8 protein-coding genes are annotated in these 15,962 nt (G+C 62.6%); all 8 read right to left on the bottom strand.

The features are described from left to right. Window positions 1-110: 110 nt before the first annotated feature. From JK176_RS07065 to JK176_RS07030, 8 genes are read right to left on the bottom strand one after another with little or no spacing between them, the layout of a single operon-like run. On the bottom strand, window positions 111-2,540 hold the full coding sequence (locus JK176_RS07065) for an ABC transporter permease (RefSeq protein ID WP_211587217.1): 2,430 nt from the start codon (window positions 2,538-2,540) through the stop codon (window positions 111-113). A 10-nt stretch (window positions 2,541-2,550) separates the two neighbouring features. After that, a complete protein-coding gene (locus JK176_RS07060; protein ID WP_211587216.1) occupies window positions 2,551-3,963 on the bottom strand; it encodes a TolC family outer membrane protein in 1,413 nt (470 codons plus the stop codon). Between the two features lie 31 nt (window positions 3,964-3,994). Then, complete coding sequence (locus JK176_RS07055; RefSeq protein WP_211587215.1) at window positions 3,995-6,430, bottom strand: ABC transporter permease; 2,436 nt, start codon at window positions 6,428-6,430, stop codon at window positions 3,995-3,997. 5 nt (window positions 6,431-6,435) lie between these two features. Continuing rightward, a complete protein-coding gene (locus JK176_RS07050; RefSeq protein ID WP_211587214.1) occupies window positions 6,436-8,892 on the bottom strand; it encodes an ABC transporter permease in 2,457 nt (818 codons plus the stop codon). A 5-nt stretch (window positions 8,893-8,897) separates the two neighbouring features. Beyond that, entirely contained in the window at window positions 8,898-11,327 is a 2,430-nt protein-coding gene (locus JK176_RS07045; protein ID WP_211587213.1) for an ABC transporter permease, read from the bottom strand. A 5-nt stretch (window positions 11,328-11,332) separates the two neighbouring features. Beyond that, complete coding sequence (locus JK176_RS07040) at window positions 11,333-13,777, bottom strand: ABC transporter permease (RefSeq protein WP_211587212.1); 2,445 nt, start codon at window positions 13,775-13,777, stop codon at window positions 11,333-11,335. Between the two features lie 27 nt (window positions 13,778-13,804). Continuing rightward, window positions 13,805-14,488: an ABC transporter ATP-binding protein gene (locus JK176_RS07035; RefSeq protein ID WP_146859045.1), complete on the bottom strand. Its 684-nt coding sequence runs from the start codon at window positions 14,486-14,488 to the stop codon at window positions 13,805-13,807. Window positions 14,489-14,514: 26 nt separating this feature from the next. After that, a complete protein-coding gene (locus tag JK176_RS07030; protein ID WP_249194309.1) occupies window positions 14,515-15,834 on the bottom strand; it encodes an efflux RND transporter periplasmic adaptor subunit in 1,320 nt (439 codons plus the stop codon). Window positions 15,835-15,962 lie beyond the last annotated feature (128 nt).

The following is a 15,962-nucleotide window of genomic DNA, read 5'->3' as shown; positions in this document are numbered from 1 at the left end:
TTGGATGCTGTTATGCCCGAGAGGTTCAGTGAGCAAAAATGATTTTATTTCATTGTTCTATGAATTTAATTCATGGTTGGGTTTCGTGAGGGAGCTGTCTGTGCGGCCTGTTATCCGTTTTGGCGCAGGGCAGTGGCGGGGGGCAGGGTTGCGATGCGCCGGGTCTGGGTGATGATCGTCAGGACGGCGATGAAGATGGCCGCGGCCGTAACGGCGAGGAAGGGCAGGGGCGTCAGACTGATCCGGTCATCGAATGTGGACAGCCAGAGCCGCATGAGGCCCCAGGCGACGGGCCATGCGATCAGGCTGGCGAAAGCGACCGGACGGAGAAACTGTGTGAGGAGAAGCCACAACACGTCCCGCGTTCCTGCACCGAGGACCTTGCGGATGCCGATTTCCTGACGTCGTCTTGAGACATTGAACGCCGAGAGGCCGTAAAGGCCCAGACAGGCAATTGCGATAGCGATCGTCGAGCCGATACCGAAGAGTGCGCCGTGGCTTTCATCTGCACGATAGTCCTCGGCGAAAATGTCTGACGCTGTCCGGGCAGAGAAAGCAACGTCCGGTGCGACTTCGGCCCAGGCTTCTGCCAAGCGCTCCATTTCGATCTGCGCGGACGCGCCGTTATAGCGGATCAGGCCGCCGATATAGGGGAACGAGCCAGAGGCCCCTGTGAACAGCAGCGGTTTCATGGGGGCATTTGCCGAATGGATCCGGATATCGTCGATGACGCCGATGACATGATAGGTCTGAGGCGCGCCTGATTCCTGAATATCTTTTCCGATGGCAGTCTGCGGAGACGCAAACCCGAAGCGTTCGGCGGCGAGGCGCGTCAGGATGACGCTGGTGCCGTTGCCGGCGGTGAACGGGTTGGCGGGATAATCCTGCCCATGATGGGGATCGAAAAACCGCCCCGCGAGAAGATGCGCGCCGATCGCGTCGAAATACCCTTCGGTTGCGCGTCCCCAGTTCATCGAGTGCTTTTCGGGATGGCCAACGCGTAGCCAGTCTTCGTTGTTGACGGCGTTATAGGGATAAATGTCTGACCGCGTTGCGATCCGCACACCCGGCACCTGGGCCAGACGCGCCATGATGTCGCGCTGGCGACTGAGGAGGGAGGAATCATCGAGTGCGGGGATGACGATCAGCCCGTCCTGCGTCATGCCACGATCCAGTGTCCGGACATGACGCGCCTGAAGACTCATGACGAGACTGCAGATTGCGAGTGTCATGGCGAAGCTGAACTGCAGCACGACCAGAAGGGAGCGCAGTCCGCTCTCGATCCGCCCGCCCGCGGGGGTTTTGCTGGCGGCGAGAACCGCAGCCGGACGAAAGCCAGAAATGACCAGAGCGGGATAGAAGCCTGCCAGTGTTCCGGCACCCAGCACGACCAGCCCATCAACCGACAGGACAAATCCCCAGTCCATCGACAGGCTCCAGCCGCCCCAGAGATTGACCCAGCGCAGGGCGAGCTCCGTCAGAGCCGTACCCAGAGCGGCAGCGATCATGACCATCAGATAGGCTTCGCTCATGAACTGCGCGATCAGGCGCGGACGTGTCGCGCCCAGAACCTTGCGCACCGCCACTTCACGCGCACGCAAGGCCGAGCGTGCCGTGGCCAGATTGACATAGTTGATAATGGCTGTGGCCAGACCAGCTAGTCCGATCAGACCCAGAATGCGGATGAGAGCCTGGCTGTTGCCGCCTTCCCCGATGGCCGCCGCATGAAAATGAAAATCTTTCAGCGGCAGCAGGTTCAGTCCGCCGGTCCCGAACATTTCCTCAAGTAGAGCCTTCGTCCAGTTTCCGGGATGGGTGTAGGGATAGTGCGCGAGACCGGCGCGGATGCGCGGGATGGCGCGCGGGTCATCAATACGGAGCCAGATCGTGCCCCAGAGTGACCCCCAGTTCGTAAAGGCGTAGCGGGAGAGCCAGTTCGTCGGAATAACTTCGATCAGATCGAATTTCATCGTCTGGTTCGGTGGCTGGGGGGCGAGAATACCAGTCACGATCGCGTCCGTCTGGCCATTATCGATGCGCAGCCGCTTGCCCAGCGCCTGTTCGGTTCCAAAGTATTTTCGCGCCATATCGGCTGAAATCACGACCTTCCCGGGGCCATCCAGTGCGGTTGTGCGGTCTCCGGCGAGCAGGGGCAGTGCGAAGACGGAAAAGAATTCCGGGTCCGTCATCGTCACCTTTTCCTGCGCGAGGATCGTCCCACCCCGCACTACGAGCGTTTCTTGTAGAACCCTTATGGCGCTGCTGATTTCGGGAAAATCCTGCTTCAGGAACGGGAAAGGCACGAAGCTGATGAAATCGCTGTCGGCCGGTGCGTGTCCGGCCGGGCGGAAGGCTTCGTCCACGGCATAGAGATGCGAGACGTTGGGAACGCTGGAATCATAACTGGTTTCGTACCGTACGATCAGCGCCATCGTGAGGAACACGGCGATGCCGAGCGCCAGACCCGCCAGATTGAGAAGCGTATAGCGTTTCTGGGCGGCAAGAGTGCGCCAGGTTGCTCGGAAGGTCTCTGCGAACATCGTTTTTTCCTTACCAGCCGGCTTTGTCGATGGCGGAGATCGGCGCCTGAAGGGGCTCCCAACCGCGCGTGCGTGCGCGCTGGAGCTTCGCGGCGGCGTCATAATGCGGAAGGTTGGGCAACAGGTCTTCGGCTTGCAGACGGCCCATTGAGGCGAGGAGGGTGGCTTCGGCGACGATGGTGTCATGGCGGCTTCCTGCAAGTTCCACCTGTGCCGAACGCAAATTCTGATCGGCATAGAGCACGTCAGTCGTGCTACGCAGGCCGTAACCATATTCGATCTGATAACCCTTGAGGGAGGTCTCGCCGGAGCGGACTTCCGCCGTCCCGGCGCGGATGGCCTGTAACCCGTTTTCGACCGCGTGCCAGTTGGTCGCCACGTCCTGCAACGCGGTGCGCCGAGCGAGTTCGACGCTCTCGCGGGCCTGTTCGTCCTTGTTGCGGGCCTGACGGATCTGGGAGTTGTACAGGTCGCCATTATAGATCGGCTGCACGAGTTGGACGAGGCCCGTCACCTGCTCGCCATACTGGTCGCCATGGAACGGAGAGGCCGGACCGATCGTTCCGAACGTGCCCTGCACCTGAATCTGAGGGCCCCATTGCGAGCGTGCTGTGTCGATATCGGCGGCGGTGGCTTTCTTGGTTTCCTGCATCTGGATCAGTTGCGGATTGAGCGCCAGTGCGGTTTTCAGCGCCTGATCCAGTGTGGTGGGCAGGCCGGGTAGCCCCTCAGGCATCGTCAGGGTGTCCGGGTCCGTCCCGATGACCGCGCGAAACTGCGCGACCGAGGCCGCGAGCGTGGCTTGAGCCTGCGTGACGGCGACTTCCGCCGAACGACGCCGGGTTTCCGCCTGTTCGACATCCGTGCGCGTCACCTGTTCGGAGGGCTGTCCGCCGAGAGTGTAGCGGGAGGTTGTGAGCTGTACCTGACGGGTGAGCATATCCAGATCGGCCCGCCGCACGTCGAGAATGTTCCGGTCTCGCAACACGTTCATATAGGCCGTTACCACACCGGTGAAGACCTGCGCCTCGGTCAGTCGCAACTGGTGCAGCTCTGCCCGCGAGCGCGCATCCGCCGCGCGCACCTGATTGGCAACATGTCCGAACGAATAGAGCGTCTGTTTCGCCGAAACATATCCTTCAGCGGAATTGGACGTATAGGACCCCAGCGCGAAGGCACTCGTGTAAGGCCCCTGCTGATAGGAGGCGTCCATGTTGACCTGAACGGTCGGTCGCCAGCCGGATCGGGCCTGCGCCGAATTCTCGGTGACGGCGCGCTGGTTGGCCTGTTCCCCCCGCAATGTCGGATTGCTGCGATAGGCCAGCGCCAGCGCCTCCTGAAGTGTCAGGGCTTCCGCCGGAGCGGGCAGAAGAGCAGGGACCGAGGCCAGCAGGGCGAGAAGGAGGGCTTTACGGTGGGTCATGGGCGTATCGGGTCCGGAAGAAGCGGGGGACTTACTGGGAGCTGAGAGCGATGGCGGGGGCGCTTCGGGCGCCGCGGCGGATCTGGAGCAGGGTGGTGAGTGTGGCGAGCGTCAGCACGATCAGCGCGGTCAGGGCGAAATAGAGCGGGGAGAGGCTGATGCGTCGGTCAAACCCGGACAGCCAGCCCCGCATCACCCACCAGGCGACCGGCCAGGCGATGAGGTTTGCGATCAGGACGGGGCGCAGGAATTGCAGCACCAGAAGCCGTGTGACCTGTTCCGCCGTTGCGCCCAGCACCTTGCGGACGCCGATCTCGAACAGGCGGCGGCGCACGTTGAACACGGCAATGCCGTACAGACCGATGCAGGAAATCGACAGCGTCACGAAGGACGCGACGATCATCAGCGTTCCGCGCTGTTTTTCCGGCCGGGTGTCGTTGTCGATGATGTCGCCGACACTGCGCAGATTCAGCGCGCTTTCTGGATAGACCTGCTTCCACACCGTGGCGATCGCAGTCCGGACGGCATTTTCGGGAGCGTGGTCGAAGCGGATGGAGAGTACACCGTAACCGATCGGGCCGGACACGGCGTAATACAGTGCGGGCGTGACACTGGCGCGGCTGTTTTTGAACCGCATGTCAGCGACGACACCAATGACCGTCTGGACGTCCTTGCCGTGCAGTGTGATGGGCGCTCCGATGGCACTGGCGGCGTTCGTAAAGCCGAGCGCGCGGATGGCGGACTCGTTGAGGACGACGTTGTGGGTGCCGAATGTCCAGCTCTGTCCGGCCAGAAAGCTGTCGAAGGGTGCGACCGGCATTGCGCGGCTGTCATAATCGTGGCTCGTGTCGAACAGGCGACCGGCGAGGAGATGCGCGCCCCAGACAGGCAGCGTGGAGGGCTGCATCGCGACTACGGCCAGCAGAGGCGGTGGGTCTGAACGTCCCGGACGGGTCGTATCGAATGTTATGCCCGCTCTCCCGCCGCCGGGTGCGTCGTCCGCAACCGTGACGCCGGTGACGCCGGGCAGGCCACGGACGAGATCGCTCAGGCGTTGCTGGCGCAGGCGCTCAGCCTGTTCGTTCGGCAGATAGGCCATCAGGAGGCCGGACTGGTGAAAGCCGCGATCCATCGTCTGGAGCAGATGGGTCTGGCGCCAGATGACCAGCGTGCAGATCGTTAACGTCACGGCGAAGGCGAATTGAGCGACGGTCAGCCCCTCCCGCAGACGGCTGCCAAGACGCCCGCTTCCCGGCATCCGGGCCGAGGCGAGCACGGCCGCCGGGCGGAAGCGTGAGAGCATCCAGGACGGATAGGCGCCCGCGCAGGCCCCGCCGATGATGGCGGAAGCCAGCAGCAGGGGCAGCGCGAAACCGAAATCGAGGCCGACCGGCCAGCCGCTTAATGTGCTGATCCAGGGGAGTGTCAGTTCGGTCAGGACGAGCGCGATGACGGCCGCGATCAGGGCCAGGCCGATGGCCTCCGCCGTGAAAGACAGTCCGAGTGTCAGGACGGTGGCCCCCAGCACCTTGCGCATTGCGACTTCCCGCGCGCGGGTTGCGGCAAGGGCCGTGGAGAGCGTGACGAAATTGACCAGCCCCGCCCCGAGTGCGAGCAGCCCGACGACACCGAGAATGATCGGCAGGCGTTCATCCGCTCCGCCCCAGCCAATGGTCGCGTCGAAAAAATGGAGCGTCGTGAGGGGCCGTGCGCGAATTTTGAACGCCTTGGCGTCGTCGGATAACAGTCCGGTGGCGTGACGCTGTACGATACCACTGAGAAGATCGGGCAGTTGGGACGCAATGGCTGGTGAAACCCGCACCCAGGTCTCGGCCGCGCTCATTTCCCACGAGGACCCGGCCTGCATTTCGGAGGCGGAGGTTGGGACGAGAAGATCGAATTGTGGCGTAGTGTTCGGCGGCAGGTCCTTCAGGACGCCGGTGACATGGAGCCGTTCGGTCCGGCCCTTCTGCGTGATGTCCAGCGTCTTCCCCAGAACATTATGATCCTGCCCAAAGAAGCGCCGCGCCTGCGTTCGTGTCAGCACCACGCCGTCCGGCACAAGGGCCGTGCGCGGATCGCCTTCCGCCAGCGGGAGCGCGAATACGTCGAACAGATGGACATCGGTCCGGGCGATGAAAACGTCCCAGGCGTTGTCATTGATGCGGACGGTTGCTCCGGAGAAGCCGCGCAGGATCGCGGTCGCGTTCCAGTCCGGATGCTCTGCGCGGAGCGCATCGATCAGCCGGATGCTGGAGACCGAGGCTTCCTCGTCGGAGAAGGCATCCAGCCGGTAGATGTGCCCGGCATCGGGGATCCAGCGATCGAAGGTGAATTCGTAACGTACGATCAGCGCAAGCGTCAGGAACGTCGCCATGCCGAGCGCCATGCCCAGCACGTTCAGGGTCGTGAACAGGCGGCGCTGGAGAATGCCGCGCCAGAAAACGAGGGCGATATGGGAAAGCATGGCGTTTACTCCGCTCTGAGCGCGCGGGCCGGTTCGGCCCGGGCGAGGCGCAGGGTCTGTCCGAGGACGGTGAGGGCGGCGATAAGCAGGGTCACGAGGACGACGGCTGCGAAATCAAGCCAGGAAAGCGCGATGCGCTGATGGAAACCGGACAGCCAGGAGCGCATCATGAACAGCGCCGGAAAGGCCGCCATGATGCAGGCCAACAGGACGGGGCGCAGGAAATCACCGAGCATGAGGGTCAGCACGTTGTGCGTCGTGGCCCCAAGCGCCTTGCGGATTCCGACTTCATGGGTCCGCCGCAGGGCCGTGAAGGAGGCCAGACCGTACAGGCCCAGACAGGCGATGAAGATCGCGATGCCGGATGCGATGGAGAACATCCATCCCCGGCGCTGCTCCGTGATGTAGAACGTGGACATACGGTCCTGCACCGTGCGGAAACTGGTCGGATCATCAGGAAAGACCGGGTCCCAGGCCGATTTGAGGCGCGTTTTCATGATGTTTTCGGGCACACCCGAGAAACGGACCGACGCATGGGGATAATCGAGGGCGGCGGTTGAATTGAACGTAATCTGCGGCGAGACGTCATCGCGGGCGGAGACGAAGCGCATGTCTTCCATGACGCCGATGACCCGCAGCGTGGTGTGTCCGCTTTTGAGGGGCGTGCCTATGGCGCTTTCGGGGGAAGAAAACCCGAGGCGGGACAACGCCGTGCGGTTGAGGACGACGTTCCAGGTCTTTCCGGGCGTCTGGTAGAATCCGTTATCACCGGGGCTGTCGTCTTCGCCATGGCTGCTGTCGAACCAGCGACCCGCGAGCATGCGGGGTCGATAGGTCGTGGCGTAGTCTCCGACGACCGTATCGCCAAGGACATGAATGTCTTCGTGATGCGGGCCAACCGGCGTCACGTTGAAGCGGTGGCGGTTGTCGATATGCGGGGTCAGTTCGGACAGCGACGCCGAGACGACACCCGACGTATGGCGCAGGGCTTCGAGAATTGCCCGCTGCTTTCCGATGTCGCTCGTCATGATATCGGAGCTGATCAGAATGCCGTCACGCGTGAACCCCAGATCCTGTGACTGCATGAAATGGGCCTGCCGGTTCACCACCAGTGTGCAGATGGCGAAAGCCACTGCGAAGGCGAACTGCACGATGACAAGACCGTTCCGTAGGCGCGTTGCCCCGCGTCCGCCAGACGGCATGCGCGTAGCCGCCAGAACATGCGCGGGCTGATAGGAAGATAGGACGAGCGCGGGGTAGATCCCGCAGGTAAGCCCCGTCAGCAGCACGGCCCCGAGGAGGAAGGGCAGCGTGAAGCCGTAATCCATGTGCAGGGTCGTGCCGGTCAGAGCGGCCGTGAAGGGCAGGGCGATCTCGCACAGCGCAAGCGCAAGTGCGCCGCCAATGGCGGTACTGGCGATCGCTTCGCCGACGAACTGGACAAACAGCGTCTTTCGCGTGGCGCCGAGCGTCTTGCGGATGGCGACTTCCCGCGCCCGAAGGCCAGAGCGGGCCGTGGCAAGATTGATGGCGTTAAGCACAGCAAGGAGAAGCGCAATCGCGCCGATCAGTGCGAGAATATTCACCACCGAGCGATCGGTCGCGTCATCGCCCCCGACGACATGCAGGTCATTGAAATGCGTCTCGCGCAGGCTGACGAGGGAGAGGGCGAAACGCCGCTCGGGGTGGACACCCTCGCTGCTGTCATCATTCGCTGTACCGGAAGCATGATCGATCACGAAGCGAGTCAGGTTTCTTGCGATGGCGGTACGGTCGGCTTCGTTCCGCACGCGTAGGAAGATATTGCCCGAGCTTGAACCCCAGCGTGTGAACTGTGGTTTCTGCATTTCATCGGACAGGAAGGGCGTGATGGCGTCCAGGGCGATCGTGACCGGACCTGTGGCACGGGCCAGTACGCCTGTAACCGTCTGACTGCTGCGGTGCCCTTCATGATCGGTTGTGATCGTGCGACCCAGTACGTCCGTCGTGCCAAACAGGGCCTGTGCCGTCTCGGCGGAGAGGACGATGGCGTCGGGCCTGCTCAGGGCTGAACGCGCGTCGCCGTGCTCAAGCGGGAGGGCGATGACGTTGAAAAAGGACGGGTCCACCATGGCGGCGTCGGCGGAGATGCTTCTGTTGCCGGTATGGAGCTGGTAGTCTTCCGTTTCGTAGCGCGTCGCATCGACGATCTGCGGGAAATCGGTGCGCAGGAACGGAAAGGCGATGAACGGGACATCGGCATATTCCTGCGGTGCGCTTCCCGGGAACATGAGATGGGAGTCCAGTCGCAGGACATGCGCCGCGTCGGGAATGGTCGCGTTGAAGCTGTATTCGTAACGGACCTGAAGGGTCAGCACGAGGCAGACCGCCATGCCGAGCCCCAGCCCGAGGACGTTGAGCGCCAGATACAGCGGCTGACGACGGGCCTGACGGAGGATGCTGCGCAGGATGGTGAAGAGCATGACGGTCACTCTGCGCGCAGGGCACGGGCAGGCTCGGCCCGGGCGACGCGCAAGGTCTGGAACAGGACGGTCAGGGCGGCCACAAGCAGTGCCGCCGCGAAAACCGAGGCGAAATAAAGGGGGGAGAGGGCGATGCGCGCGTCGAAGCCGGACAGCCAGTTCCGCATCGCCATCCATGCCAGGGCACAGCCGATCAGCCCCGCCCCCACGACCGGTCTGAGAAACTGTCCCATCAGCAGAGCCAGAACGCGGCCGGTCGTGGCGCCCAGCGTCTTGCGGATTCCGACTTCAAGCATGCGGCGGGCGACGGTGAAGGAGGCGAGCGCGTACATGCCCATCACCGCGATGAAGATGGCAACACCCGCGCCGATGGCCAGAAGCTCGCCGCGCCGTTCGTCGTCACGATAGTCACCGGACAGCAGATCGGTGGCCAGAACGGCGTTAAATGCGAGACCAGGTGCTCTTTGCCGCCAGATCGCCTGAAGAGCGGTTTTGACGTCCTGTTTCGAACGGTTTTCAAAGCGGATGCCGGCGCTTGTGAAACGGTACGGGGAGGACGTGTAGAAATAAACATGGGGAACGCTCTGTTCGCGTGCCGATTTCAGGCGGATATCATTCACCACGCCGATGATGCGCCATGACGCACGATCAGTATTCTTGCGGATCGTCTGGCCCAACGCGGCTTCTGGCGTTGTGTAGCCCAGTGCGCGTGCGGAACTGACGTCGATGATGGCTGAATGGATGCCGCTTCCTTTCTGCTGGTCGTCTTCGCCATGGGCGTCGTCGAACAGACGCCCCGCTATCAGGTGCATTCCGAAGAGCTGAAAGTAGTCGCGTCCGATATCCTGCCATTCGAGCCGCGGGCGGTGATCCGGCATGGTTGCGGGTGAAAAATAATCACCTGCGAAGAAGCCGTAATTACCCGGCATCGTGTAGAAATAGGACACCGTCGTCACACCCGGAATGCTGCGGAAAGCATCCATGAGCGACAGTTGTGTGGCCGAGGGGCCGACATTGTCGATGAACGGAATGAAGGCCAGCCCGCTGCTTTCGAACCCGCGGTTCATGTCCCGCACGAAAACGGACTGGCGCAGGATTACCACGCTTGAGGCACTCAGCCCGATCGCAAAGCCGAACTGAACGACCACAAGTCCGAGACGGACGATGGCGCCAAGGCGGCCCATCGTCGCCATGCGCGAGGCCGCAAGCACTCTTGCGGGCTGGTAGGACGAAAGCCATAGCGCCGGATAGGCGCCCGCCATCAGGCCCACGAGGACCGTCAGCGCCAGGAGTGCCGGCAGCACAAGACCATAGGGAATGACGATATCCCAGCCGCCCAGCGCGTTGACCGTCGGAATGGCGATTTCAAGCAGGGCCAGGGCCGGGATGGCTGCGCACAGGACAAGCAGCATCGCTTCGCCCATGAACTGGACGATCAGATCGCATCGTGTGGCACCCAGCGTCTTGCGCATCGCCACTTCGCGGGCGCGGAGCAGACCACGGGCGGTAGACAGGTTGATCGTGTTGATAAGGGCGGAGAGGAGCGCCAGAACGCCGATGAGCCCCAGCATGATGACGCCGGTGCGGCTGGCGTCCGACGCGCCCAGCGTTCCGTCAAGAAAATGCAGGGACGGCAGTTCGCGGACCCGCCAGTCCCGTAATTCCCCGTTCTGCCGCACCTGCGTAGGCACATGGTCGTTGGAAAACTGCACCATCGCATTCTGCATGAGTCTGGCGTCGGAGGGACTGCGGAGACGAAAGAAGAGATATCCGCCCTCGATCCCCCACTGCATGAAGGCCGGGGAGGCCAGCATCGCACTGTCGATCGGGATCAGCATGTCGGGTCTGAGTGTCGTATTGCCCGGGACCGGGCCGAGAACACCGGTGACGGTGAGGTCGGCCTTGCGCCCGTCGTGATCGACGGTCAGTCTGCGCCCGATCACGTCGATCGTATGAAAATAGGCCAGCGCCCGTTCCTGCGAAAGGACGATGCTGTTTGGTGCCGAGAACGCGGAAGCCGCATTGCCGCGGATGAGGGGGTAGGGCAGCGTCGCGAAGAAATCGGGATCCACATAGAGCGCGTTGGACGCGTGGATATCGTCCGGTGTGATAATGGAAATATTGTCGGGGCGGATGCGCGTGGCATGCGTAATTTCGGGGAAGGCTGCCCGGAGCACGTCGTAAACCCGGAACGGGGCATCCGCGATTTCCGCTGGTTTCCCGCCGGATGCATTGACGGCGTCTAGCCGGTAAATGTCGCCTGCGCTTGTCAGCCACCGGTCGAACGTGAATTCGTAGCGGACGATCAGCCCAAAGGTGAGGCAGGTCGCAAGCCCAAGGGCCAGTCCTGCGATGTTGATGGCCGTATAGAGCCGATGATGGCGCATCTGGCGAAAGAACGCCGTGAAAACAGGAGAGACGTATCGGGAGAGCATGGCGATCACTCCGCGCGAAGGGCACGGGCGGGTTCGGCCCGGGCGAGGCCGAAAGTCCGGCCGAAGATTGTCAGCGCACACAGCAGTGCGGCGAGCAGCGTGGTGAGCACGAAATACAGAGGCGTCAGTGCGATCGGGTTGTCGAAGCCCGTGAGCCAGTTCCGCATGAACAGCCAGGCCACCGGCCAGGCGATCAGGCTGGCGTACAGGACAGGGCGCAGGAACTGCCCCAGCAGCAGACGCATGATCTGTGCGGTCGTGGCGCCCAGTGTCTTGCGGATGCCGACTTCGTGCATCCGGCGTTCGGCATTGAAAGCCGCCAGTCCGTACAGACCGAGGCAGGCGATGGCGATGGCGACGGCCGCGCCAATGCTGAACAGACGGCCGCGTGCGATATCGCTCCGGGTTGATTCAGCGATGATTTCGGTCATGGTCTGGGGCTCGAACGGAACGCCGGGCGCCAGTGTCGGCCACGCCTTGCGCAGTGTGCTCAGAACACGGGGCATCGCACCCGGTGCGGTCCGGAACGCAATGATCCCCTGCTCGATCGGGCTTGTTTCCAGTTCGTAGATTGAGGGAGGCAACGTGTCCTGCCCTGAATTGAGAATGACGTCCTCGACGACACCGACAATCGTGCGTTTCTCGGCGATATGGCTGTCACCAAACATGAAGGTCTGTCCCAGAGCGGCCTGCGGCGAGGAAAAACCGAGCTTGCGCGTTGCTTCCCGGCTGAGGACAAAGTTCTGCGCCAGCACGTCCGGATTGCCGTTTTTCGTATGTGTGACATCTGTCGCGCGGGCGGATGTTGTCAGGCGTCCCGCGAGCAGGTGCAGCCGGAACGTCCTGAAGAATGCTTCGTCATGGGCGACGGTCTGCGCCATGAAGGCTTTCTGGCCGGGTGCGCGGTGGACGCTCCCGACGTCGTAGCGCCCGAGTGTCCCTCCCGCCGAGACGGACAGGTCGGTGACTTCGGGCATGGCGCGCAGGAGGTTCACGATGGCGGTCTGCTGCCTGTCCAGCGCGTTGAGATTTTCCGTGGCGATAATGGCGAGGCCGGGGATCGTCATGCCCCGGTCCAGATGACGCAGATGCAGCGCCTGCGCGTTGACGACGAGGGTGCAGATCCCGAGCGTCACGGCGAATGCGAACTGGAGCCCCACCAGAAAGAGCCGGATCCGTGCACCGAAGCGCCCCTGTGCCGGAAGGCGGGCGGAGGCGAGGACGGGTGCGGGTGAAAAGGAGGACAGCATGAAGGCGGGGTAAAAGCCGGCTCCCAGCGTGAGGACGACAATGACGGCGCACAGAAGCGGGAGCGCCCAGCCGTAATCCAGCGTCACGGCCCAGCCCGAGAGGCTGGCAACTGTCGGGACGGCGATCTCCGTCAACACCAGCCCCAGTATGGCCGCCAGCGTCGTCAGCACGAGGGTTTCCCCCAGAAAGCGGACCACCAGTCGGGTGTGGGAGGCGCCGAGAACTTTGCGGATGGCCACTTCCCGCGCCCGCCCCAGAGACTGCGCTGTGGCGAGATTGACGTAATTCATCGCCCCCGCGAGCAGGGACAGGGTGCCGATCGCAGCGAGTGCGAACAGCACGCTGCGTGATGCCCCGTCCTCCGCCACGCCATCGGAGCCGAAATGAACGAGCGGGAGAGGAACAATCTTGAGGGTCATTTTTTCACCCCCCGGATCTTTCTGCTCAATGGCGCGGGACATCGGGGAGGTCATCAGGACGTCATGGGCGTTTTGCAGAAAAGACTGGCGCAATGCGGGTGTGGGCAGCACCGCGTAGGTTTGCGCGCACATCGTGTTCCAGCCGTCGCACGGGCGGTCCGCAGCAGTTTTCGGGATAGCGGCAATCAGATCGGTCGGGATCGTGGTGTTGGACGGATGGTCGCGAAGCACTCCCGCGACACGATAGACGGAGGTTTTCCCGTGACGCGTGACCTCCAGTGTCTGGCCGAGCGCGGGTTTTGTTCCGAACAGCTGCCGCGCCATGGTCGCCGACAGGATGATGTTTTCGGGCGAGGAGAGAACGGCTGGCGAACCGGCTGTGAATTTCAGGTCGAAAAGGTCGAAGAAATTCGGATCGACGAAGCTGACCGTCTGGTCGTAATGCACCGTTTTGCTGATGTCCGAAGGCGCCACCAGATCTGCGGAGATTTGTTCAAGGCGCGTGCCTTGCAGACCGGGCATACGGGTCTGGACTGCCGGAAGCACCGAGTCATGAAGCGCGGCCATATGAAATGTGCCGCTGCCGATCACGAAATCAGCCTGTAGTTCGTAGATCGACGCCGAGTGCCGGTAAAAGCTGTCCCAGCTCAGTTCGTAACGCGCCACCAGCGCCAAGGTGAGAAACGTGGCCACGCCCAATCCAAGACCGATCACGTTCAGGGCGGTGTAGAGCCTGCAGCGCACGGCCAGCCGCCAGAAATCCGATATCATCGTCCTCATGGCCCTCGTTCCTCCCTTGCTGTCGCTTCAGATCGCGTTGCGGACGGAGACGACGACCTGTCCGTCGAGCATGTCGATGCGGCGGCGGGCGAGGTCGGCGTGGCTGGGGGAATGGGTGACCATGATGATGGTGGCACCCTCGTCGTTGAGGCGCTGGAGGATGTCCATCACCTGTGCGCCGTTTTCGGTGTCGAGATTGCCGGTCGGTTCGTCGGCGAGGATGAGGCTGGGTTCGCCCACGATGGCGCGGGCGATGGCCGCACGCTGCTGCTGGCCGCCCGAAAGCTGGGACGGGTAATGTCGTGCACGATGGGCGATGCCGACATGGTCCATGGCATGGGACACACGGCTCTGCCGCTCGGCTTTGGGCATGTTGCGATAGATCAGGGCGAGTTCGATATTCTCCTCAATCGTCAGTTCGTCGATCAGGTTGAAGCTCTGAAACACATAGCCCAGATGTTCGCGGCGGAATTTCGCCAGTTCTGCCTCGTTCATCGCCGTCAGTTCATGCTCGCCGAAGCGGTATGAGCCGCCGGTCGGACGGTCGATCGTGCCGAGGATGTTGAGCAGCGTGGATTTGCCGCAGCCCGACGGCCCCATGATCGCGACGAATTCGCCTTTTTCGATCTGGAGTTCGATGTCGTGCAGAGCGGTCGTCTCCACTTCGTCGGAGCGGTAGAGGCGCTGGATGTGCGAGAGTTCGATCAGCATGGTGTCCGGTCCTGCAATGCGTTGCGTCAGTGAATCGCGAGATGGCTGAAATTCTTGTAGGAATTGTAGGAAGAGACGATCACCCGATCGCCGTCATGCAGGCCGCCGGTGATCTCGACCTGTTCGGGATTGCGGCGGCCGGATGTGATCGATACGCGGTCCGCACTATGCTCGCCCGAGGCCATGACGAAGGCCGAAGAGCCGCCGCTGGCCTCCAGCCATGCTCCGTTGGGCAGGACGAGCGCACGATGGGTTTCTCCGAGCGTGATGCGCAGATCGACGCTCTCTCCGCGCCGTAGTCCGGCTGGTGGCGGTCTGTCGAAAGTCAGTTCCGCGCGGAACTGACCGTTCGTAACCTGTGGGTGAACCCGTGAGACGGTCATGGGCAGTTTCGTGTCGCTCAGATCGGCTTCGGCACGCTCGCCGACGGCGATCCGGCCCAGATAGAACTCATCGATATCCGCATCGAGCCTGTAGTGGCCTTCGCTGTCGATCTGGCCGATCTTGTCTCCGGCTTTGAGCGACTGGCCGGGCTGGAGATCGAAATTGGTCAGACGACCATCCAGCGGCGCACGGAGATCAAGCGCTCCGAGACTGGCCTCCACCACGTCCAGATTGGAGCGCAGGCGCTGGGCTTCCTCGTCGATTTCGCCACCCTGCCGGTCCGCGACTTTCAGGTCCTGCGTCAGGGCGCTTTCGAGGCGTTTCAGGCGCTGGGCATAATAGTCCGCCTCGTCGCGGTAGGACTGGACGTTGGCGTCAGATTCAAAACCCTGATCGTGAAGCTGCTGGCGGATGGAGAGTTCGCGCTGGGCCTTGAGGAGATTGTAGCGGGCCTCCGCGCGCTGCGTTTCTTCGGTCGTGCGGGTCTGTTGCAGGGTCAGGCGCTGGGCGCTGACCGCCCCAAGCTGGCTTGCGATCTGGGCTTCGCGGGAGGTGACGTCGAGCTGGAGCTGGGGGTTGGTCAGATGCGCCAGAACGTCTCCCTTTTTCACGAGCGCGCCGTCCTTCGCCACGACTTCGGACACTTCGCCGCCCTGAATGGCATCAATGAAGGTCACGTTGAGGGGCGCCACGGTGGCGCGGACGGGAAGGTAGTCGAGAAAGGGCGCGGATCGGACGGTTGCCACTGTCAACTGGTCTTGGGAGACAGAAAGCGTTCCCGATGCCGGGACAAGGCGCCACCCGGCCCAGATCAGGCCCGCAACCGCGACGGGGGCACCATAACGCAACGCCCGCCGGGTCAGGATCCTGCTCCGCGACGGGGCGACTGCCCGGTCCATGACGGCACCGGATGCAGGGCGGAGTGCGGCGTTCGGTGGGGCTTTTGAAACGGGTTGATCCATGCACTGTTTCTCCTGTCGGCAAACAGTGTATCATGGTGGGAATGGAATTTAACTTATTGATAAATAACGATAAAATTGATTCTGATTTTACGGGTATGTCCGGTTTCGAACAGGGTGTCCGGAACCGG

The organism is Gluconobacter sp. Dm-73, from assembly GCF_018256215.1.
In the GTDB taxonomy this organism is placed as follows: domain Bacteria; phylum Pseudomonadota; class Alphaproteobacteria; order Acetobacterales; family Acetobacteraceae; genus Gluconobacter; species Gluconobacter cadivus.
Note: the sequence above shows the minus strand (reverse complement) of the source record. Positions and strands in the feature narration are given on the sequence as shown.

What these genes read in the sequence shown, in the direction of transcription:
- JK176_RS07065 (WP_211587217.1), bottom strand. Translation starts at nt 2,540, where the DNA reads ATGTTCGCAGAGACCTTCCGAGCAACCTGGCGCACTCTTGCCGCCCAG.
- JK176_RS07060 (WP_211587216.1), bottom strand. Translation starts at nt 3,963, where the DNA reads ATGACCCACCGTAAAGCCCTCCTTCTCGCCCTGCTGGCCTCGGTCCCT.
- JK176_RS07055 (WP_211587215.1), bottom strand. Translation starts at nt 6,430, where the DNA reads ATGCTTTCCCATATCGCCCTCGTTTTCTGGCGCGGCATTCTCCAGCGC.
- JK176_RS07050 (WP_211587214.1), bottom strand. Translation starts at nt 8,892, where the DNA reads ATGCTCTTCACCATCCTGCGCAGCATCCTCCGTCAGGCCCGTCGTCAG.
- JK176_RS07045 (WP_211587213.1), bottom strand. Translation starts at nt 11,327, where the DNA reads ATGCTCTCCCGATACGTCTCTCCTGTTTTCACGGCGTTCTTTCGCCAG.
- JK176_RS07040 (WP_211587212.1), bottom strand. Translation starts at nt 13,777, where the DNA reads ATGAGGACGATGATATCGGATTTCTGGCGGCTGGCCGTGCGCTGCAGG.
- JK176_RS07035 (WP_146859045.1), bottom strand. Translation starts at nt 14,488, where the DNA reads ATGCTGATCGAACTCTCGCACATCCAGCGCCTCTACCGCTCCGACGAA.
- JK176_RS07030 (WP_249194309.1), bottom strand. Translation starts at nt 15,834, where the DNA reads ATGGATCAACCCGTTTCAAAAGCCCCACCGAACGCCGCACTCCGCCCT.